The sequence below is a fragment of the Ponticoccus litoralis genome (genome assembly GCF_039769985.1).
In the GTDB taxonomy this organism is placed as follows: Bacteria; Pseudomonadota; Alphaproteobacteria; order Rhodobacterales; family Rhodobacteraceae; genus Ponticoccus; species Ponticoccus litoralis.
Window position 1 is genome coordinate 3,351,055 of the sequence record NZ_JBDNCH010000002.1, and the last position, 20,798, is coordinate 3,371,852.

Here is a 20,798-nt window from a genome sequence, read left to right on the forward strand (position 1 = left end):
CCTCATATGCGCCCCTTGTGCCGGGACGTCACTGCACCGCGCCGAAGGCGGTCTAATCCTTGCCCAGCCCCTCGACGAGGGGCACGAAACGCACGGGGCGCAATTCGTCGTATTCGAAGCCGCCCTCGTGCCGCGTCACCCGGATCAGGTGCTGGACGGTGTCGGACTGTCCCACCGGCAGCACCATGATACCGCCAATCTTGAGCTGGGCCAAGAGCGGCCCGGGCGGATCCTCGACCGCGGCGGTCACGATAATGCGGTCGAAGGGGGCCTGATCCGGCAGCCCGAAAGAGCCGTCGGCGGTGAAGGCGGTGATATTGGTCAGTTCCAGCGTATCGAAGACCGCGCGGGCGGCGGCCACCAGCCTGCGGTGCCGGTCGACGGTATAGACCCGCCGGGCGAGATGCGACAGGATCGCCGCCTCGGTAGCCAGAGCCGGTGCCGACCTCCAGAACCTTGTCGCGGGGGCCGACCCGCAGCGCCTGCGTCATCAGGGCCACAACCGAGGGTTGCGATATGGTCTGGCCGCAGGCGATCGGCAGGGGCATGTCCTCATAGGCGCGTTCGGCGAAATAGCCGCGGATGAAGGCGCCGCGGTCGACCTTTTCCATGGCCGACAGAACCGTGGTGTCTGTCACGCCCTTGGAGCGGAGGGCAAAGAGGAACTGCATCTTGGCTTCGCCATCGAAGCTCATGTCAGGCGGTCTCGCAACGCGTCCAGCGTGGCGTGGCAGGTCAGGTCGGCGCGCATCGGCGTGACGCTGATATAGCCCTTCAGGTTGAGGTCCGCATCGGTGCCCGCGTCGGTGGCGGCCCGTTGGTCGCCGCCCTTGATCCACAGAAAACGCCGCCCCGACGGAGACTTGTGCGGCTCTACGCTGAAGCCGGTCGCGTGGCGGTAGCCCTGCGGTGCGACCCGGGTGCCCTTGACCTGCGCCGCCGGGACCGGGGGGAAGTTGACGTTGTAGAAGAGCCGGTAGCCCGGGTCCACGCGGTCGTTTTCGAGGATCTGGCGCACCACGCGGGCGCCATGGACGCGCGCGGATCTCGAAGGGGTCGGAAGCTTCGGCATTGTCGGGGCCGAAGTACTGCGACAGCGCGATGGAGAGGATGCCCTGAAGCGCGCCTTCCATGGCGCCGCCCAGCGTGCCGGAATACAGGGCGTTCTCGGCAGAGTTGTTTCCACGGTTCACGCCGGAGAGGATCAGGTCCGGCGGGGTCTCGGCAAGGACATCGTGCAGACCGGCCAGAACGCAGTCCGCGGGACTGCCTTCGGCGGCAAAGCGGCGCTCGCCCATCTGCGCGATCATCGTGGGGTGGGTGTACGAAATGCAGTGCCCGACGCCCGACTGTTCGAAGGCCGGGGCGACGGTCCAGACCGCGCCGTCGGGCCCCGCGAGCTCTGTCGCGATCTCGGTCAGGACCGCGAGGCCGGGGGCGTTGATGCCGTCGTCATTGGTGATGAGAATGCGCATGAAACCGCTCGTCTAAGCCTGTGCCCTTCCTATGGGAAGGGGCGCGCCGGGGCAAGCGGCGCGTACCAACTGTAGGGAATCACCGCGCGCAATGCGGCAAGATGTGGGGTTCTAAAGCAACGCCAGCAGACGCGCGGCCTCTGCCGAGGGCTGCGCCAGCGGGGCGCGGTCCTCGCCGGGGTGAAACCGGGCGCGGGTGTGGGTTTCCATCGGCTGGGGCGTCAGGATGCGGATGCGCGGGCCGAAGTTTTCCTGTTCCGCCGCCCAGGACCGGGCCAGCGCGATCTGCGCCGCCTTGGTGGTGCCGTAGTGGCCGTAGAACTTCTCTCCGCCATGCGGGTCGTCGAAGAAAAGCGCGGTGCCGTCATCGCCCAGAAGCGGCGCGACGAAGGGGATCAGGTGGCCCATGGCATCGATATTGGTGGTCACCGACTTCTTCCAGTCCTTGGCGTCCATATGCGGTGCGGGCGTCAGGGGGGCCGCGTGAACAGCCGTGTGCGCCCAAAGACCTATGCCGCCCCAGCGGTCGTGGATCGATCGGCACAGATGCGCCATGGCATCGCGGTTGCACACGTCCATCGGCGCCAGCGTCGCTTCTCCGCCCTTGGCCTTGATGCGGTCGTCGAGGTCCTCGAGACCGCCGACCGTGCGGGCCACGGCGACGATGTGATACTCGGGCGAAAGCGCCTCGGCGAGGGCGAAGCCCAGTCCGCGCGAGGCGCCGGTGATAAGAGCGATCCGTGTCATGAGGCGCTTTTCAGCGGCTTTGGCGCCAAGGTCAAGCGTCCGGCATCGACAGGCGGTGCGCCTTCTTGCCCCGCTGAAGGATGATCGAGTCCTCGGCCACCGCCACGACGGTATCGCGGCCGAGGCGGCTGCCCTTGGACACCTCGGCGATCTTGCCCGAGGGCAGGCGGACAAGCGCAGAGGCGTCGTCGGAACTGCCGAAGATGCCGATGAGCATGGGTTCGGCGCGCGGGATCGGCGCGCTTGTGGTGGCGGCCCGGGCCACGGTGTCGTTGCTGGCGGCGGCGGGGACGACCTGCGCGGCGCGGGCGTCGAACCCGTCGGGACGGGCAAGGGGGCGGAGGGATTTGGTCAGTATCATGGGCTGGTCCCGGTGTCTCTGGGTGCCGCTGTCCGCGGCGCGATGGGGGCTGATACAGGCCTTGCTGCATGTGCGAAAGACAGCCCGCAGCGCATGGGCGCCGGGGTGCCGAAGCCCGGAAAAACATCGGCAGAAGGCCGCGCGGGGCGACGGCGTGCCGCAGGCGCAGGCCCTGTATGGCAGGGTCGCGCGGCACGGTCTGACCCGGGCCGGGTGGCAAGAGGAAGGCAGGGCCGGCGGGCCGTCCGGGACGCTGTAAAGGCCACGCGGCAAAACGGCCGCCCCCGGGGACGGCTACGCTGAAAGAAAAAAACAGGGCGGTGGCTGGCCTTACTGGGCGGCCTTGAGCTTGAAGCCCTGCTTGATCATGTCTGCCGGTTTGACCGGGTACTCGCCCGAGAAACAGGCGTCGCAATATTGCGGTACGCTCCGGGTCGCGCCCGCCCGATTCGCCCACCGCCCGGTAAAGACCGTCCAGCGAGATGAACTTCAGCGAATCGACGCCGAGATGTCCGCACATCTCGTCCTCGGTCATGGTGGCGGCCAGCAGCATCTCGCGCTGGGGGGTGTCGACGCCGTAGAAACAGGGCCATGCGGTGGGCGGCGAGGCGATGCGGAAGTGCACCTCGGCGGCGCCCGCGTCGAGGATCATTTCCTTGATCTTGCGCGAGGTGGTGCCGCGCACCACCGAGTCGTCGACGAGGATCACCCGCTTGCCACGGATCAGCGCACGGTTGACGTTCAGCTTCAGCCGCACGCCCATGTTGCGGATCTGTTCCGTCGGCTCGATGAAGGTGCGGCCCATGTACTGGTTCCGCGTGATCCCGAGGCCGAAGGGAATACCGCTTTCGGCGGCATAGCCGATGGCGGCGGGGGTGCCGCTGTCCGGGACGGGGCAGACCAGATCCGCCTCGACCGGCGCCTCGCGGGCCAGTTCCACACCGATCTGGCGGCGCGTTTCATAGACGCTGCGGCCGCCGATGATCGAATCGGGGCGCGAGAAATACACATGTTCGAAGATGCAGAAGCGCGGCTGCTGCGGGCGGAAGGGGTGCTGCGATTCGACACCGTTTTCCTGCGTGATGACGACCATCTCGCCGGGCTCGATCTCGCGCACGTATTCGGCGCCGATGATGTCCAGTGCGCAGGTCTCGGAGGACAGGCACCAGCCGTCGCCGATCTTGCCCAGCACCAGCGGGCGCACGCCCAAGGGGTCACGCACGCCGATCAGCTTGGTCCGGGTCATGGCGACGACGCTGAAGGCGCCCTCGACCCGGCGCAGCGCGTCTTCCATCCGGCTGGGGATGTCGCGCTGCAGCGAGCGCGCCATCAGGTGGATGATGCATTCGCTGTCGCTGGACGACTGGAAGATCGAGCCGCGCTCGATCAGCTCGCGCCGCAGGGCATTGGCATTGGTGATGTTGCCGTTATGGGCGATCGCCGCGCCGCCCATCGAGAACTCTCCGAAGAAGGGCTGGACGTCGCGGATCGCGGTCTGACCCTTCGACCCGGCGGTCGAATAACGGACGTGGCCGATGGCGACGGCGCCGGGCAGGGTCTCCATCAGCGACTGCTTGGTAAAGCTGTCGCGGACATAGCCGAAGCGTCGGGCAGAATTGAAGCCGCCCTTGTCGGGGTGATACGAAACGATCCCCCCGGCTTCCTGTCCGCGGTGCTGAAGGGCGTGAAGCCCCAGCGCCACGAAGTTGGCGGCGTCGGTGACACCCACGACGCCGAAGACGCCGCACTCCTCGCGGAGCTTGTCGTCATCGAAGGGATGGGCTGGGGGCATGTGGCGGTCGGACAAAGCGCGCTCCGAATCCATGGCTACTTACGGAGCCTCCATAGGCCGTATCTTCGCCGGTGTCACGGAACTATCACAGAGGCGGTGCGCGTGTTCCGGTCGCAGGGCCCGGATGGCTGTTGCCCGGCTCGCCGGAGAACCCCCGTGGGTTTTCGGTGACCGTGCCGGGTCGGCCCGCGGTGCCGTCCGTTCTGTGCGCTTCAATTCGGCAACAGCCCCCACAGCCACCCGCGTTGCCTGGCGCGCGTGGTCTTCTTCCGGGCGGTCACAAGGTCATGGGCCGCCCGGCTGCGCAGGAGGCGACCGCGCTGCATGTAGTAGGCGGTGTCGATGCTGCCGTCGCGGCGCAGGCGGATCGGGGTTTCGGTGATGTGCATGGGGATCTCCTTTCGGCGCTGTGCCCCCAGGATGGCAGGCGGTCCGCCGCCGCGCTTGAAGACCGCCTTGCGGTTTCCCCGAGAAACCCTTGTGATTTGCCAAAGGTCCGGGTGCGGGCTTGGTCGGGCGGGCGCTTTGCGGTTAGCTGGTGCCATGGAGTACCGCTTCGCCTCTCTCTGTCTTGACCTGGCGCGTCACCGGCTGACCCGCGACGGCGCACCGGTGCATGTCGAGCCGCAGGTCTTCGCGCTGCTGGCGCTGCTGGCCGAGCGGGCGGGGACCGTGGTCAGCAAGGACACCCTGATAGAACGCGTCTGGAAGGGGCAGATCGTATCCGAGGCGACGGTCGGCGCCCGCATCAGTGCCGCCCGTGCCGCCGTCGGCGATACGGGGCGCGCGCAGGCGATCATCCGAACGGTGCCGCGCGTCGGGCTGGAACTGGTGCCCGAGGTCCGTTGTACCGCAGCCGCACCGGACCCCACGGTGCCGGAGCCGCCGGTTGCGGTGCCGACACCCCGCCTCGCGACACCGGGGCGGATGCGCATGGCCAGGGCGCCGGATGGCAGCCGCCTTGCATGGAGCGCCAGCGGCGCGGGGCCGCCGCTGTTGCGGGCGGGCCATTGGCTGACCAATCTCGACCGCGATCCGGACAGCCCGATCTGGGGCCCATGGCTGGAGCGGATGGGACGCGGGCGCCATCTGGTGCGCTACGATGGCCGGGGCACCGGCGTTTCGGGCCCGGCCTGCGGGCCTCAGTCGCTGGATGCCTTCGTCGACGACCTCGCCTGCGTGGCCGATGCGGCGGGGCTGGATCGCTTCGATATCTTTGCCTCGTCCCAGAGCGTCCCGGTCAGCCTGACCTTTGCCGCGCGCCATCCCGACCGGGTGCGCCGGATCGTCAGCTATGGCGGCTGGGCACAGGGGGCGGCGATGCGCCCCGGGGCGCGGAAGGCGGGCATGACCGATGCCATGGCGACCATGCTGCGGCTGGGCTGGGGCCAGCCCGAGGGCGGCTACATGCGGGCCTTCGTCTCGCTCTTCCTGCCCACGGCCAGCCCCGAACAGATACGCGCCTTCGTCGATCTGCAGTGCGATCCAGCCAGCGCCGAGCGCGCGGTCGAGATCCGCTCGGTGATCGCGCAATTCGAGGTGACGCCGGTGCTGGCGCAGGTCCGCTGCCCGGTTCTGGTCGCCCATGTGCGCCACGAAAGCCTGCATCCCTTCGGACAGGCGCAGCACCTGATGCAGCATCTGCCGGACGCGCAATTGCTGCCGCTGGAGGGGCAGAACCACATCCTGATGCCGGACGAGCCGGGGTTTGCCCGGCTCATGGATGCGGTGGACGCCTTCCTCGCGGATTGACGGACAACTCCGGTCCGGCGACAGGTGATGGGCGACAGGTGACAGGTGGCGGGGCAGGGTGCCCCGCGCCCTCAGCTGTCGGAAACCGGTGCGGCGGGGGCTTCGCAGACGCTCACCAGCGCCTCGTACTGGGTGGTGATCCACCCCAGCGCCTGCTCGGGGTTCTGTTCCTCGATGCGGTCGGTGAAGCGCGAGAAGACGGCGGCAGAGCGCGAGTCGTTGATGGCGGGGATGTCCTGCGCGGTGATCACCGTCTGGTAGACGAAGAAGCCGATGGCCACCAGAAGGATGCCGCGCGCCACGCCAAAGAGGAACCCCAGCGCCTGGTCCAGCCCGCCAAGCGCCGAGCGCTGGATCAGCGACGAGAACAGCGGCGTGAACAGCGAGACCAGCACCAGCGCCACGGTGAAGACGGCGGCGAAGGCGGCGATCACCGACAGCTCGCAGCTGTCCGACAGGAATTCGCCGACCACCGGGATCTCTTTCACCAGCGGCTGCACCTGTGCGGCGAACATGAAGGCCACGACAGCCGCCGCGACCCAGCCGAGAATCGCCATGAGTTCGCGCACAAGACCGCGCGAATAGGCCAGCAGCGCCGATAGCACGATGATGACGCCCACTGCGCCGTCGACAACGGTAAAGCCTTCCATCAGCCTCGCTCGCCTTTCTTCTTTTCCTTGCCTGCCGTCTCAGCCTGCGCCGAAGACATCGCCCACGAATGTGGTCAGGTCGCCCATCAGGGACAGCTTCATGTCGCCCGCGGAACCGGGCTTGCCGCCCTTCGGCAGGATCGCGGTGGAGAAACCAAGTTTTTGCGCCTCTTTCAACCTGTTTTCGGACTGGCTGACCGGGCGGAGCGCGCCGGATAGCGAGATTTCTCCGAAAACCACGGTTTCCGGCGGCAGGCTGACGTCTTCCTCGGCGGAAAGCAGGGCGGCGGCCACCGCCAGATCGGCGGCGGGTTCGCTGACGCGCAACCCGCCCGCGACGTTGAGATAGACGTCGAGGCCCGAAAACGGGATGCCGCAGCGCGATTCGAGCACCGCGAGGATCATCGCGAGGCGTGAGCCGTCCCAGCCCACCACCGACCGGCGCGGCTGCGAATGGGGCGTCGGCGCCACCAGCGCACTGGAACTCGACCAGCACCGGGCGCGTGCCCTCGATGCCCGCGAAGACCACCGATCCGGGCGAGGGCTCTCCGCGCTCGGACAGGAAGAGGGCAGAGGGGTTGGTGACCTCGGCCAGCCCGCCGCCGGTCATCTCGAAGACGCCGATCTCGTCGGCGGGGCCGAAGCGGTTCTTGACCGAGCGCAGGATGCGGAACTGGTGACCGCGCTCGCCCTCGAAATAGAGCACCGTGTCGACCATGTGCTCGACCACGCGCGGCCCGGCGATCTGCCCGTCCTTGGTGACATGGCCCACCATCACCACCGAGGACCCGGTGCGCTTGGCGAAAGTGGTCAGCTCATGCGCCGAGGCCCGCACCTGCGAAACGGAACCCGGCGCGCTGTCGACATTGTCGGCCCACATGGTCTGGATCGAATCGACGATGGCCAGGTCGGGGCGGTGTTCGTCCAGCGTGGTCAGGATATTGCGCAGGTTGGTTTCGGTCGCCAGCTGCACCGGCGCGTCCTGCAAGCCCAGCCTCTGCGCCCGCAGGCGCACCTGCGCACTGGCCTCCTCGCCCGAGATATAGACCACCTTCAGCCCGGCGCGCGCAAAGGCCGCGGCCCCCTGCAACAAAAGCGTCGACTTGCCGATGCCCGGATCGCCGCCCACCAGCACCGCCGAGGCGGGCACCAGCCCGCCGCCCAGCACCCGGTCCAGCTCGTCGATGCGGCAGGCGGTGCGCGGCGGCGGCGCCTCCTTGGCAGAGAGGTCCGACAGCGGCAGGGTGCGGCCGCGCGATTGCCCCAGCGTCTTGCCCGAGGGCCCCTGCGACAGCGGCGCTTCCTCGGCGACGGAATTCCACTCGCCACAGGCCTCGCAGCGGCCCGACCACTTGGAGGTCACGGCCCCGCAGGACTGACAGACGAAACGGGCGGCGGCTTTGGCCATCGGGCCTCCTTCAACGGCGATCGCGCCGCTTATGCCCGATCGCCGCCCCGGCGCCAATGCCCAGCGGCACAGCCGCCTCCAACCGCGCTGCCCGGCCCCGGCGCCCGTACCGATCCCTCTTCTTTGGTCTGAAAAATACCTCGGGGGGCGAGCGCAGCGAGCGGGGCAGAGCCCCCGCGGCACCGCCGCCACCGATACGCGCCCGGCTATTCCGCGGCGCGGGGCAGGGGTGTCACCCTGTCGTCATAGGCCGGGGCCTCCGCGGTCCGGATCGGCTCGATCCCGGCGTCGGGTTGCGGTTCCGGCGCCGGGGCCTCCGGCTGCGCGGGGTCCAGCTCCGGCAGGATATCCGCCAGCGACGCGCGCATGCGGTCCAGCTGGGCGCGGGCGACCGCCTCCTCGAGGTCCACCTGCATCGCCCAGCTGCGGATCTCGTTGGCCGCCGCCTTGGCCTGCTCCAGCCTTTCGTTGAAGGTCTCGACCTCCTGCTGGCGCGCGATCAGGAAATCCCGCGCCCGGGCGACCTTGCGGTCCGAGTAGGTCTCGGCCAGCTCCTCGGCTGACATGGCTCATCTGTGCCGCCAGCTCCAGCACCGAGGGTTCCAGCTCGGACAGGTCCGGATGATCGCGCAGGAAGGCGATGCGCTCGCGGATCGAATCGAATTCGCCTTTCAGGGTGAACACCCCTTCGCGGTCGCAGCGGTGCGACAGCGCATAGGCCTGGGCGATGTCGCGCATGCCCATGTGGAAAGACCGGTGCGAGTTTTCCAGCGCCATGATGCGGGCATTGGTCGGCAGGTGGTAGCACAGCAGCACCGCCAGCACGGTCATCCCGATCTGGATCGCCTGACCGGCATCGGTATATAAGGTCTCGCCATAGCCGACCGGCAGGGTAAGCCAGGGCGCGTAGCCCAGGGCTGCGGCCAGGGTCAGCCCCAGCAGGACAAGCGTGACGGCGATCGTGGCGGCGAAGGCCACGCGTTGCAGGACAAGGCGGATAAATTCGGCACCCCTGCGGACCATGGTCGTCATGACATTCCCCCGTCGGATGCCGCTGAACCCGGCACCTCTTTGAGCAAGATTATGCCTATGGTACGCGAAGGAGGGATCTTTTGTTCCCTAAAAACGTAAACGCTTTGTTTACCTGTTTTGTGTCAGGGTCTTTTCGACGGTGCCGAACAGCAGCGAGGCAAGGATGCAGCCGGTAAACAGGTACAGGCCCCAGGCGGTGTCGACCCGGCCCACGCCAAGGCCCTTGGCCAGCGTCACGTAAAGCGCCACCAGGAAGACATCGGCCATGGCAAGCCGTCCCAGCGCGATGAGCGCGGGCAGCCAGCGGCGCGGGGCGAGGCCGAAGCTGACAAGCGCAAGGCCGGCGGTTTTGGCCATCGGCGCCACAAGCGCAAAGAGCGCGACGACAAGCGCGAGGAAACGGTCGCTCTGCCACAGCGAGGCCAGACCCGACAGAACGCTGATCTCGCTCATCCCGAACAGCGGCAGAAGCCCGGCTTTCAGAAGCGGCGCGGTCCAGGACAGCGGATAAAGCAGCAAAAGCAGAAGGTTGCTCCAGCGCGCCAGCGTTGCGGCGCGGCTCAGGAGGTCCACCACCAGAGCCCCAGAAGCACCGCCAGCAGCAGGGCAAAGACCGCGTCCATCCAGCGCCAGCGCGCGCGCGGGCTGATGGCCGAGATCGCGTAAAGCGTGGCGGGCACCAGAAGCGCGGCCATGCCGCCGCCTTCCGCCATGGCCCGCGCGGCCTGCGCGTAGCCCGCCGTGCCGGTCAGCCCAAGCGCGGGGGCGAAGGTGGTCGCGACACCCGCCACGGAAAGGCCGAACGCCACCAGCGCGGGCCAGCGCGCCAGTCCGGGGCCGAGGATCACCCGCAGCAGCGCAAGTACGGCCAGCACCTCGAGGAAAACGAAGCGCTTGAAGGCAAGGAAGGTCAGCAGAAGGTCGGGATCGCCGGAAAACGGGGTCATGACAACGCCTCTGTCGCGGGGGGATGGCAGGACAGGCCCGTGCCGGACGGCGGGGTGCGACCCTGCGCGCCGATCGGCCGGCGCGCCACGGGGGAGGGCCGGGAGCCGCGTCATCGCACCGTCTCGATCGGGCCGGTCGCGCGCCCCGTGATGAATTGGTCGACATAGGGATCGCCGCTGTCGTCCATCCGGGCGACGGGGCCGGTCCAGCGGATCACCCCGCCGTGCAGCATGGCCACGTCGTCGGCAATGGCCCGCACGCTTGACATGTCATGGGTGATGGTCATGGCCGTGGCGCCCATTTCCGTCACGATCTCGCGGATCAGGTCGTTGATCACTCCGGCCATGATCGGGTCGAGCCCGGTAGTGGGTTCGTCGAAGAAGATGATCTCGGGCTCGGCGGCGATGGCACGGGCCAGACCCACGCGCTTTTGCATGCCGCCCGAGAGCTCGGCGGGCAGGCGGTCGGCCACCTCGGGCTTCAGGCCCACCCGGCGCAGCTTTTCGATGGCGATGGCGCGGGCCTCGTCGCGTGACCGCGCCAGCCGTCCGCGCAGCAGGCGGAAGGCGACGTTCTGCCAGACCGGCAGGGAATCGAAGAGCGCGCCGCCCTGAAACAGCATGCCGAAGCGGGCGAGGAAGGCGTCGCGGTCCTGCGTGGTCACATCCTGTCCGTCGAGCAGGATGGTGCCCGCATCCGGCGTCACCAACCCAAGGATGCATTTCAGCAGCACCGACTTGCCGGTGCCGGAGCCGCCGATGATCACCATGGAACTGCCGCGCGGGATCGTCAGATCGACTCCCGGAGAACGGCATTGTCGCCAAAGCGTTTGTGCAGCCCGGTGAGTTCGATCATGCGGCGCGCTCCTGCGGGGCGGGGGCAAGCGCGTTCGAACGCGCTTTCAAAGCGTCTTCGAAGACGCTTTGGCGCCCGGGGCGGATGTCACGGCAGGGTCTCATAGCGAGAAGAACACCCCGGTGAGCAGAAAGTTCGCCGCAAGGATCAGCACGGCGGCGGCCTCGACGCTGCCCTTGGTGGCGCGGCCCACGCCCTGCGCGCCGCGCCCCGAGGTCATGCCGAAATAGCAGCCGATCAGCGCCGCGATGCCGCCGAAGGCGCAGCCCTTGACCAGCGAGGAAACAACGTCCAGCGGTTCGAGGAAATTCACCGTGTTGGTCAGGTAGCCCGCCGCGTTGAAGCCCAGCGTGCCGGTGGCCACCGCGTAGCCGCCGAAGATGCCGATCACGTCGCCGACACCGACCAGCAGCGGCACCGTCACCAGCGCCGCCAGCACCCGGGGCGCCACGAGATAGCCCATCGGGTTGGTCGACAGGGTCACCAGCGCGTCGATCTGTTCGGTGACCTTCATGGTGGCGATCTCGGCGGCGATGCTCGAGGTCACCCGCGCCGCGATCATCAGCCCGACCAGAACCGGGCCAAGCTCGCGCACCATGCCGATGGCGACGATCTGCGGCACCACCGCCTCTGCGTTGAAACGCGATCCGCCGGAATAGATCTGCAGCGCCAGCGCGCCGCCGGTGAAGACCGCGGTCAGTCCCACCACCGGCAGCGACAGCCAGCCGACCTGCAAGAGCGCCCCGGCGACCTCGCGCCCGTAGAAGGGCGGGCGCAGGATCTGCGTCAGGGCCGCAAGCGCAAAGAGCGTCACCCGCCCCACGGCAGAGAGCATGCCCAGCACCGCGCGGCCCAGGGCGCCGAAGGGCGCGGCGAGGCTCACGAGAGGACGTAGTCCCGGGCGTAGCGCGCCCCCAGAGAGGTCAGAACCTCGTAACCGATGGTTCCGGCCCAGTCGGCCAGCTGGTCGACGCCCTGGTGCGGGCCAAGCAGCTCCAGCCACTCGGGATCGCCATCCAGCGCCGAGACATCCACGCCGATCAGGTCCATCGACACGCGGCCAAGGATCTTGCAGCGGGTCTCTCCGGTCCAGAGCCAGCCCTCGGCGCCGATTGCCCGCAGGATGCCGTCGGCGTAGCCGCCCGCGATGGTGGCGACGCGGGTGGGGGCCTGCGCGGTCCAGGTGTTGCCGTAGCCCACGGTCTCGCCCGGCAGGACCTCGCGGGTCTGGATCACCGGGATCGACAGATGCGCGACGGGCTGCGCGCCGACCAGCGGCAGGCCGCCATACATGCCGACGCCGGGCCGCGTGACATCGAAATGATAGTCGGGCCCCAGCAGGATGCCGCCGGTGGCAGACAGCGAGCGCGGCACCTCGATGCCGTCGGTCATCGCCCGGAAGGCGCTGAGCTGCCGGGCGTTCATCTCGTGGTCCGGCTCATCCGCGCAGGCGAGGTGGGACATCACCAGCCGCGGCCCCTGCGCCAGTGGCGATGTCGCGCAGCGCCTGCCACTCGTACCGGCTCCATCCCCAGCCGGTTCATGCCGCTGTCGAGCTGGATCCCGAAGGGGTGGCCCGGCAGGCCCTCGACGTGGCGCAGCATCTGGTCGATGCCGTTGATCATCGGGATCAGGGTGGCGCCGCGGATCAGCGCCGCATCGCCCGCCATGTGACCGGAAAAGACGTGGATCTCGGGCCCCGGTCCGAGGATCTCGCGCAGCTGTGCGCCCTCTTCGGCGACCGCGACGAAGAACTTGCGCGCCCCGGCCCCGGCCGAGGCGGGGGCGACCCGGTCCAGCCCCAGCCCGTAGGCGTTGGCCTTGACCACGGCCCCGGCTTCGGCCGAGGGGGCGGCATCGCGCAACATGCGCCAGTTCGCGCAAAGCGCCGAGAGATCGATGGAAAGTCTTGCCTGTGCCATGGCCTCGTCTTTGGCAGGATGGGCGCGCGGGTCAAGTGCGAAATGCGCGTGCCCGCTTGCGGGCGGGACCCTGCCGCCTATGATCGCTGTGCAACGGGACGGAGAGACCATGGAGCTGCACAGGACCTTGCGGTTGGAGGGGACGCTGTTTCTCATGGCGCTGGGGTATCTCACGCGCCTGCCCGTGCCGGCCGATCTGCCCGAAAGCGACGACCTGACGGTGCGGGCGGTGAAATACCAGCCCGCGGTCGGCGCCCTTGTGGGCGGCATCGCCGCGACGGTGCTGTGGCTGGCATCGGCGGTCCTGCCGGGCATGGTCGCCGTGCTGCTGGGCGTGGCCGCGGCCATCGTGGTGACGGGGGCTTTCCACGAGGACGGGCTGGCGGATGCGGCGGACGGGCTGGGCGCGGGCCGGGACCGCAACCAGACCCTGCACATCATGAACGACGCGCGCCTCGGCACCTACGGCGGCCTGGCGCTGGGGCTGGTGCTGGCGCTGCGCGTGGCCCTGCTGGCGGCCATGCCGCCGCTCGAGGCGGGGCTGGCGCTGATCGCCGCGCATGGGGTGGCGCGCATGGGTGTGGTGCATGTCATGGCGCGCAATACCTCGGCCCACCTCGTCGGCCTGCGGGCGCTGATGCCTAATGTGACGCCGGACGGCTACCGCATCGCCTTGGCCAGCACGCTGGTCCTGATGGTGCCGCTGGTCCTTGCGGTCGGCCCCCTTGCAACGCTCTTCGGCTTCGTGGCCGCGGTGCTCTGCGCCCAGGTCGTCCGTATCCTCTTTATCCGCCGCATCGGCGGCTGGACGGGGACTGCCTTGGCGCCGCGCAGCAGATGGGCGAAGTCGGCTTCTACCTCGGCCTCGCGCTCTGGCTCTGACGGGCTGACGCGCCCTTTGAGCGGCGCGCCCGGCGGCAAGACCTGTTCCGAAGAGAGGTATTTTTAGGACCAGAGAAGCCCCGCGCGCGTGCCCGCCTTCTCTGGTCTTCCAAATACCTCGGGGGGCGCGCGCAGCGCGCGGGGGCAGAGCCCCCACCCGGTCGGCGCGCAAAGCGCGGCGAAACCGGGTCAGAAGCTGTCGCCACCCTCGGCTTGCCAGGGTTTCACGAGGTTGCCGAAGCGCGTGAACTGGCTCTCGAAGGACAGCTCGACGGTGCCGATGGGGCCGTGACGCTGCTTGCCGATGATGACCTCGGCCTTGCCGTGCAGGCGCGACATGCGGTCCTGCCAATCGGCCATCTTGTCCAGCTCGTGATCGCCGGGCTTCTCGCGCTCGACGTAATATTCCTCGCGGAAGACGAACATGACCACGTCGGCGTCCTGCTCGATCGAGCCCGATTCCCGCAGGTCCGACAGCTGCGGGCGCTTGTCTTCGCGGCTTTCCACCGCGCGGCTCAGCTGGGACAGGGCGATGACCGGGATGTTCAGCTCCTTGGCGATGGCCTTCAGGCCCATCGAGATCTCGGCGATTTCCTGCACCCGGTTGTCGGCGGTGCCGCGCAGAAGCTGCAGGTAGTCGACGATGATCAGGTCCAGCCCATGCGTCCGTTTCAGGCGGCGCGCCCGCGCCGCGACCTGGCTGATCGGCAGGGCTGGCGTGTCGTCGATGTAAAGCGGGCAGGATTCCAGCGTCTTGGCGGCCTCGACGAAGCGGCGGAATTCCTGCTCCGTCATGTCGCCCTGGCGGATCTTGTGGCTGGAGATCTCCGAGGCCTCGGCCAGGATCCGGCCCGCCAGCTGCTCGGCGCTCATTTCGAGGCTGAAGAAGCCCACCACGCCGCCGTCCAGCGCGCCGAAGCTGCCGTCGGGGCGTTCACCCTTGCGATAGGCCTTGGCGATGTTGAAGGCCACGTTGGTCGCCAGCGAGGTCTTGCCCATCGAGGGGCGCCCGGCGAGGATCAGAAGGTCCGAGGGGTGCAGGCCGCCCAGCTTCTTGTCCATGTCGGTCAGCCCGGTCGAGATGCCCGCCAGCCCGCCGTCGCGCTGGTAGGCCGCGTTCGCGACATTGACGGCCTCTGTTACCGCCTTGAGAAAGCTCTGGAAACCGCTCTCGGACTGGCCCTGTTCCGCCAGCTTGTAAAGCGCCTGTTCGGCCTCGACGATCTGTTCCTTGGGCTCGGACTTCACGTCCACCTTGGAGGCCCGGTCCGAGATGTCGCGGCCCAGCCGGATCAGGTCGCGGCGCACCGCGAGGTCGTAGATCATCTGCGCGTAGTCGCGCACCGCGAAGGTCGAGACGGCGGCGCCCGCAAGCCGCACGAGATAGGCCGGCCCACCCAGTTCCTTCAGGCCCTCGTCGTCCTCCATGAAGGCCTTGAGCGTCACCGGAGAGGCGAGGTTGTTCTTGGAAATCCGCGCCGCCGCGATCTCGTAGATGCGGCGGTGGACCGGATCGTAGAAATGGTTGGCATTGATGACCGAGGCGACGCGGTCGAAGACCTCGTTGTCGGTCAGGATGGCGCCCAGAAGCTGCTGCTCGGCCTCGATGGAATGCGGCATGGTCTCGACCGCCTCGACCTGCACGCCGGTCGGGTTGATTGTCGCGATCTCGTTCATCTGCCCTGCCTGTCCCCCATCTGCTGCCCCGTGGCGGGTGACCTATCAACGCCGCCCGCGCAGAGGCAAAATGTATGTTTCTGGGGATAAACCCCGGCGCGGGGTGGCTACCGCATCTTGCCACCTGTCAGGGTGGTGCGTCAATATCTGGTCCCGGCGGCGCAGGGCTGTGACCGGACAGTCACAGGCAAGAGGCCGCCGGGGGAGTGGTGTCCCGCGCTCAGGCGTCGGCGCGGGCGGCGCGCCAGCCCTGCGGATCCTTCAGGAACGATTCGACCTCTCCGAGCACGGCCCTGTGTTTCTCGGGCGCTTCGGCCAGCACCTCCCACCAGGTGCAGAGGTGGTGCAGCGCGACGCCGTGGTCGCCCAGCGTCTTGATCGTCTCGGGGAAGATGCCGTAGTAGAAGATCACCGCCGTATGGGCGCAGGTGGCGCCGGTGTCGCGGATGGCATCCACGAAAGACAGCTTCGAGCCGCCGTCGGTGGTCAGGTCCTCGACCAGCAGCACGCGCTGGCCCTCGGTCATGGCGCCCTCGATGCGGGCGTTGCGGCCGTAGCCCTTGGGCTTCTTGCGCACGTAGGTCATGGGCAGGGCCATGCGTTCCGCCACCAGCGCGGCGAAGGGAATGCCTGCGGTCTCGCCGCCGGCGATATTGTCGAAGGCCTCGAAACCGGCGTTGCGCATGACCGTGACGGTCAGGAAGTCCATCAGCGTCGAGCGGATGCGCGGGAAGGAGATCAGCTTGCGGCAGTCGATGTAGACCGGCGAGAGCTGTCCCGAGGCCAGCTTGAACGGCTCGTCCGCCATGAAGTTCACCGCCTCGATTTCCCACAGCATGCGGGCGGTCAGGCGGGCCATTTCTTCGGGCGAGGGGTAGGTCGAGGGGATCATGAGCGCGGTCTCCGGGGGCGTGGCGGGTCGGTTTCGGGGATAGGCGGTTCTGCCGGGTGGGGGCAAGGCCCTTCGAAGGGCCTTGGACCGCGCGTGCAGGCGCGGTGAAAGCGCCTTGGAAGGCGCTTTGCCGCCCGCGTCAGGGCGTGACGTGCCAGTGCAGCGGCATCATCGGGTCGAAGACGGTCACAGGGCCATCCGCCGTGTCGATCTTCGCGGGGTAGGCGACGGGCGCGCCCTTCGTCAGGGTCACGCGGTCCTCGGATGCGGGCAGGCCGTAGAAGCGCGGGCCGTTGAGGGAGGTGAAGGCCTCCAGCCGGTCGAGCGCGCCCTCCTGTTCGAAGACCTCGGCGAGGATCGACAGGGTGTTGGTCGCGGTGAAGCAACCGGCGCAGCCGCAGGCGCTTTCCTTCAGCGGATCGACATGCGGGGCCGAGTCGGTGCCGAGGAAGAAGGAGGGATCGCCCGAGGTCGCGGCGGCGCGCAGCGCCAGGCGGTGCTCCTCGCGCTTGGCGACCGGCAGGCAGTAGTAATGCGGCTTGATCCCGCCGACGAGGATGGCATTGCGGTTGATCACGAGGTGATGCGTGGTGATGGTCGCGCCCAGTGGTGTCGCCGCCCGCGCGCGCGTAATCGACGCCCTGCGCGGTGGTGATATGCTCCATCACCACCTTCAGGCCGGGTGTGGCGCGGCGGATCGGGTCGAGCACGCGGTCGATGAAGACCGCCTCGCGGTCGAAGATGTCGATGTCGGCGTCCACGACCTCGCCGTGTACGCAGAGCGGGCAGCCGATCTCTGCCATGCGCTCCAGCACCGGGCGGACCCGGTCGAAGTCGCGCACGCCCGAGGCGGAGTTGGTGGTGGCGCCGGCGGGGTAGAGCTTGACCGCGGAGATCAGCCCGTCGCCATGGGCACGGGCCAGGTCGTCGGGATCCGTCGTCTCTGTCAGGTAGAGCGTCATCAGCGGTTCGAAGGCGCTGCCCTCCGGGAGCGCGGCAAGGATGCGGTCGCGGTAGGCGGCGGCCTGATCGCCGGTGACAACCGGCGGCACGAGGTTCGGCATGATGATCGCGCGGCTCGAAGTGGCGGGCGCTTTCGGGGGCGACAGCCCGCAACATGGCGCCGTCGCGCAGGTGCAGGTGCCAGTCGTCGGGGCGGCGGATCGTGATCTGGGTCATGGCCGCCGCGTTAGCATGCGGGGGGCGGCGCGCCAGAGGTGCGAGCGCCGAAGCGGCGGGGTTTGCGCGGTTGCGCGGCGGAGGGAGGGGCCGTGCCTTCGCGCGCGTCAGAGGGGCGGTGCCGCGGCGGTCCTTGCGGGGGAGAAGAGGGTGGAAGGGCGTCGCCCGTGGCGGCGTCGGAGGGGGCTCTGCCCCCGCACGTTGCGCGCGCCCCCCCGAGGGTATTTTGAAGACCAGAGAAGCGGAGGTGTGGTTCAGTCTTTCTGGGCTTCGAGCTGGGCGAGGCGGCGGCGGAAGCGGGGGCTTCCATCCGGGCGACCACGTTCCGGCAGAGGCTGCGGGCCAGCCCCTTGCGTCCCTCGGCATCGAGGCGGGCCAGAAGCCTGCGCAGGTAGGGCGGGTGGTCGCGGCGTATGCGCATCAGCTGCGCGAAGTGTTCGGTGGTCAGGCGGTCCTCGGCCACGGCGCTCAGGAGCGCGGGCAGCAGGTCCAGTGTCCTGAGGTCGGCCTGCAGGGTGGTGCCCATGAAGGGCATCCGAAGGCGTGCCACGTTCGGTCGCGCAAAGAGCGCCGCGTGCATGGCGTCCAGCCTGTCGCGCGGATCGAAGAGCACGTAGCCCTGCTGCGCCGCCTCGATCATGTCGGGGGCATAGCCGTAGCGGTCGGTGAAGCTTTGGCGCCGCATCTCGGTAAAGCGGTCGTCCCATTCGGTCATTCGCGGGTCCAGCGTGGCCCGGGGTTGCAACATCATCACCCGCGCGCCCGGAGCCGCCACCGAATAGGCGCCCGCCGCGTAGCCCGCCGGGCCCGCGCCGTAGAAGATCACCCTTTCGAATTCGTCGAAGAAGCCGTCGTCCAGAAGCTGGTCGAAGAAGGCATAGAGTTCCGGGTCGCGGAACCATGTGTCGCCCCGGCTGAGAAGCGACAGCGAGGACCAGCCGCGCGTGCCCACCATGTCGAAGCCCAGCGGCGTGCGGGTGTCGGAGAGGGTTTCGATCGCGCCCATGCTTTCGAAGCTGACCAGCAGCGTGTCGCCCTCTTCGACGAAGATGCCCGCGTGTTTCTTGCCGAGGGATTCGGCAAAGCCGAACTCCTCGCCGATGCGCCGCAGCGCGGTCAGCCATTCGCTGCGCGAGAGCGTGCTGAGGTCTGGTGCGAAGCGGTTTTCCTGCGCTGTCATGCCCGGTGCCCTTTCCCCCTTGAACCTGGGGTTTGGGGGAAACAATGCCCCCGGGATTGGGCGGAATTGTGGTTTTGCCGTGGAAATTCGTGGTTAATTGTGTCCGCGCAGGGCGTGGTTGGCCAGCGCCGCCGCGCGGTCCCGGGGGATCGGGACGGAGGGCGGTGCCATCAGCAGGCGGGCATAGAGGGCGCGGAAGGGCTCTTGGCGCATCAGCGTGGCAAAGCGGTCGTGGCGCCATGCCACGGCGGCCTCGTGCAGGGCCGAGAGGCGCGGGTCGGCGGCAAGGGTCGCGCGGTGCCCGGCGGTGCGCTGCAGCGCGAGGATGGTCCGGTCCTCGGCGCAACACCAGTTGCGTTCGACCCAGTAGTCCATGCCCAGAAGGTCGCCGCTATGGACGGCGCGGCCCCGGTCGGCCTTGAGCACATAGCTTTCCATGGCGCCCAGCGGATAGTGGTTCAGCTGCGCGAGTCCGAAGTTGCGGCGCCCGTAGGGCGAGAACAGGCGCTTGCTGCGAAAGCTCTCGTCCAGCGCGCGGCCATGCCCGTCGAACCAGCGGGCCTGCCCGAGGCGCTCTGGCACCGGGCCGCGCGGACGGTGCACGCCGGGGCGGCGGTAGGTGCCGTCGTTGCGGTAGAGCGTCTTGAACATCGAGGCACGCCACGGCCAGAACATCACCTCGGGCGCGGCGCGGGTGAATTGCTGCGGGACGGGGGTGTCTTGGTAGCGCTGCACGCCCGCGTTGCCGAACAGCCGCCAGGTCAGCGTGATGGCCGTGGCCTCGGGCAGGGCCGCAATCAGCGCGGGCAGGGTCCGGTTTCCCACGTGGACGTTGACGAATTCGTCGATGTCCAGCGGCAGCAGCCAGTCGGCACTGGCGGACGGCCTCGGCCCGGGCGGCCTGTTTCAGGCCGGTGAACTGGATGCCGCCCTTGTCGTAGGGGCCGTCGTTGCGGATATGCGTGACCGGTGCCACCTCGGCCAGCCGGTCGAGCATGGCGTCGGTGCCGTCCTGGCAGTCGTTCGACAGGGCCACCACATGCGTCACGCCGCAGGCGAGGTGATGCGCCAGCCAGTCGAGCAGGAAGGCGCCTTCGTTGCGCACGCAGAGGATGGCGGTGATCCGCATGCCTACCAGCCTTTCAGGAAGGTCACGACCTTGGCCTCTGACGCCTTGGGGAAGTAGGTCAGCCCGGCCCGCATCATGGCGTCGAAGACCGCCTGAACGCCGCTCTGGCCGATCCATTGCGGGTGCAGTTCGATCACCGCGGCGCGCAGGCCGGACCAGTCTCCGGCGGGCAGAAGCGTGGCCTCGGCGCCCTCGATGTCGCAGACCAGCACGTCGGGCCTGACCTCGGCCAGCACCGGGGCGAGGGCCTGGCGGTCGATGGCGACCTCCTGCGTGATGGCGTCCTTTTCGGTCGAGGGGTCCATCGACGAGGCAAGGAAATTGCGGCGGATGTAGAAGGGCACAGGGTCCCCGGGCTCGGGCGACAGGAGCGCGTTGCGCAGGTCGACGTTGGTCACGCCATTGGCGGCGTGGACCGAGCGGATGTAGGGGATCAGGGCTGGGTTGGCCTCGTAGCTGGTGACATGGGCGGCGCCCGCCTTGACCGAAAGCAGCGTCGACATGTAGCCGATGCCGCCGCCCAGTTCGAGCACGCGGTCGCCGGGGCGGACCACGCGCAGGACGGCGTCGCATTCCTTACGCTCGTAGGTGCCCTGCTTCAGCGCGCCGCGCACGCGGCCCCGGGTCAGGTCCGGGTGCTTGGGGATCTTCATGCCGCGCGAGATCAGGAAGGGATTGCGGGCGGGGGCGTGGGGCCCGGGCGCCGGCGTTTCGGCGCCAGCCGTCTTGGGGTCACTCGTTTCGGGCTTGGCTATCACGGGGGTCGCCAAGGCAGGCTCTGCGCTGCCGGTCTCTGCCGTGCCGGTGCCCTCTCCGGGTTCCGACCTCCGGGTGAATGCGGGGTCGGATGTCGCCGACGCATGGTCCGCCGTGTGGGTGGCCGCGACCTCGGTGCTGTCCGTCTCGGGTCTGGCCAT

15 protein-coding genes and 8 pseudogenes are annotated in these 20,798 nt (G+C 68.6%); 3 read left to right on the forward strand and 20 right to left on the reverse strand.

Features of this window, described 5'->3' with window-relative positions; genetic code table 11:
• Positions 1-52 precede the first annotated feature (52 nt).
• From ABFB10_RS17665 to ABFB10_RS17690, 6 genes and pseudogenes are all read right to left on the reverse strand, one after another.
• Positions 53-695, reverse strand: a pseudogene (locus tag ABFB10_RS17665) (protein-L-isoaspartate(D-aspartate) O-methyltransferase).
• Positions 692-1,475, reverse strand: a pseudogene (surE, locus tag ABFB10_RS17670) (5'/3'-nucleotidase SurE). The pseudogenes ABFB10_RS17665 and surE overlap by 4 nt, the downstream one beginning before the upstream one ends.
• 111 nt (positions 1,476-1,586) lie before the next feature.
• A complete protein-coding gene (locus ABFB10_RS17675; protein ID WP_347167498.1) occupies positions 1,587-2,222 on the reverse strand; it encodes an SDR family NAD(P)-dependent oxidoreductase in 636 nt (211 codons plus the stop codon).
• Between the two features lie 31 nt (positions 2,223-2,253).
• Positions 2,254-2,583 (reverse strand): amidophosphoribosyltransferase, encoded by a 330-nt coding sequence (locus ABFB10_RS17680; protein WP_347167499.1) that lies wholly within the window; start codon positions 2,581-2,583, stop codon positions 2,254-2,256.
• 330 nt (positions 2,584-2,913) lie between these two features.
• Positions 2,914-4,375 (reverse strand): annotated as a pseudogene (purF, locus tag ABFB10_RS17685) (amidophosphoribosyltransferase).
• A 212-nt stretch (positions 4,376-4,587) separates the two neighbouring features.
• The gene (locus ABFB10_RS17690; protein WP_347167500.1) at positions 4,588-4,764 is read right to left on the reverse strand and encodes a hypothetical protein; all 177 of its coding nucleotides are present in this window, start codon (positions 4,762-4,764) and stop codon (positions 4,588-4,590) included.
• A 154-nt stretch (positions 4,765-4,918) separates the two neighbouring features.
• Here ABFB10_RS17690 and ABFB10_RS17695 point away from each other — a divergent pair, with 154 nt between their 5' ends.
• Positions 4,919-6,127 carry an alpha/beta hydrolase gene (locus tag ABFB10_RS17695; protein WP_347167501.1) on the forward strand — a complete coding sequence of 403 codons (1,209 nt, stop codon included), beginning with the start codon at positions 4,919-4,921 and terminating at the stop codon, positions 6,125-6,127.
• Positions 6,128-6,198: 71 nt separating this feature from the next.
• Here the strand turns inward: ABFB10_RS17695 and ABFB10_RS17700 are convergent, their stop codons facing one another.
• From ABFB10_RS17700 to ABFB10_RS17710, 3 genes and pseudogenes are all read right to left on the reverse strand, one after another.
• Positions 6,199-6,777 carry a CvpA family protein gene (locus ABFB10_RS17700; protein WP_347167502.1) on the reverse strand — a complete coding sequence of 193 codons (579 nt, stop codon included), beginning with the start codon at positions 6,775-6,777 and terminating at the stop codon, positions 6,199-6,201.
• A 39-nt stretch (positions 6,778-6,816) separates the two neighbouring features.
• A pseudogene (radA, locus tag ABFB10_RS17705) lies at positions 6,817-8,185 on the reverse strand (DNA repair protein RadA).
• Positions 8,186-8,391: 206 nt separating this feature from the next.
• On the reverse strand, positions 8,392-8,751 hold the full coding sequence (locus ABFB10_RS17710) for a hypothetical protein (RefSeq protein WP_347167503.1): 360 nt from the start codon (positions 8,749-8,751) through the stop codon (positions 8,392-8,394).
• A 55-nt stretch (positions 8,752-8,806) separates the two neighbouring features.
• On the opposite strand from ABFB10_RS17710, the gene ABFB10_RS17715 reads away from it, so the two are divergent.
• On the forward strand, positions 8,807-9,052 hold the full coding sequence (locus tag ABFB10_RS17715) for a hypothetical protein (protein WP_347167504.1): 246 nt from the start codon (positions 8,807-8,809) through the stop codon (positions 9,050-9,052).
• A gap of 273 nt (positions 9,053-9,325) precedes the next feature.
• On the opposite strand, the gene ABFB10_RS17720 is transcribed toward ABFB10_RS17715, so the two are convergent.
• The 5 genes and pseudogenes from ABFB10_RS17720 to alr form a co-directional block, all read right to left on the reverse strand.
• The gene (locus tag ABFB10_RS17720) at positions 9,326-9,790 is read right to left on the reverse strand and encodes a paraquat-inducible protein A (RefSeq protein ID WP_430523050.1); all 465 of its coding nucleotides are present in this window, start codon (positions 9,788-9,790) and stop codon (positions 9,326-9,328) included.
• Positions 9,778-10,164: a hypothetical protein gene (locus ABFB10_RS17725; RefSeq protein WP_347167506.1), complete on the reverse strand. Its 387-nt coding sequence runs from the start codon at positions 10,162-10,164 to the stop codon at positions 9,778-9,780. Before ABFB10_RS17725 ends, ABFB10_RS17720 begins: the two co-directional genes overlap by 13 nt.
• A gap of 110 nt (positions 10,165-10,274) precedes the next feature.
• Positions 10,275-11,020 (reverse strand): annotated as a pseudogene (locus tag ABFB10_RS17730) (ABC transporter ATP-binding protein).
• Between the two features lie 100 nt (positions 11,021-11,120).
• Positions 11,121-11,855, reverse strand: coding sequence for an MlaE family ABC transporter permease (locus ABFB10_RS17735; protein WP_347168056.1), 735 nt, complete (start codon positions 11,853-11,855; stop codon positions 11,121-11,123).
• Positions 11,856-11,899: 44 nt separating this feature from the next.
• Positions 11,900-12,942, reverse strand: a pseudogene (gene alr / locus ABFB10_RS17740) (alanine racemase).
• A 79-nt stretch (positions 12,943-13,021) separates the two neighbouring features.
• Between alr and ABFB10_RS17745 the strand changes: the two are divergent.
• Positions 13,022-13,891 (forward strand): adenosylcobinamide-GDP ribazoletransferase, encoded by an 870-nt coding sequence (locus ABFB10_RS17745; protein WP_347167507.1) that lies wholly within the window; start codon positions 13,022-13,024, stop codon positions 13,889-13,891.
• Positions 13,892-14,013: 122 nt separating this feature from the next.
• Here the strand turns inward: ABFB10_RS17745 and ABFB10_RS17750 are convergent, their stop codons facing one another.
• The 6 genes and pseudogenes from ABFB10_RS17750 to ABFB10_RS17775 form a co-directional block, all read right to left on the reverse strand.
• Positions 14,014-15,501: a replicative DNA helicase gene (locus ABFB10_RS17750; RefSeq protein WP_347167508.1), complete on the reverse strand. Its 1,488-nt coding sequence runs from the start codon at positions 15,499-15,501 to the stop codon at positions 14,014-14,016.
• 220 nt (positions 15,502-15,721) lie between these two features.
• Entirely contained in the window at positions 15,722-16,393 is a 672-nt protein-coding gene (locus tag ABFB10_RS17755; RefSeq protein WP_347167509.1) for an orotate phosphoribosyltransferase, read from the reverse strand.
• Between the two features lie 139 nt (positions 16,394-16,532).
• Positions 16,533-17,572, reverse strand: a pseudogene (gene pyrC, locus ABFB10_RS17760) (dihydroorotase).
• A 10-nt stretch (positions 17,573-17,582) separates the two neighbouring features.
• The gene (locus ABFB10_RS17765) at positions 17,583-18,752 is read right to left on the reverse strand and encodes a phosphoadenosine phosphosulfate reductase (RefSeq protein ID WP_347167510.1); all 1,170 of its coding nucleotides are present in this window, start codon (positions 18,750-18,752) and stop codon (positions 17,583-17,585) included.
• Between the two features lie 93 nt (positions 18,753-18,845).
• Positions 18,846-19,881 (reverse strand): annotated as a pseudogene (locus ABFB10_RS17770) (glycosyltransferase family 2 protein).
• A gap of 2 nt (positions 19,882-19,883) precedes the next feature.
• Positions 19,884-20,798 carry an FkbM family methyltransferase gene (locus ABFB10_RS17775; protein WP_347167511.1) on the reverse strand — a complete coding sequence of 305 codons (915 nt, stop codon included), beginning with the start codon at positions 20,796-20,798 and terminating at the stop codon, positions 19,884-19,886.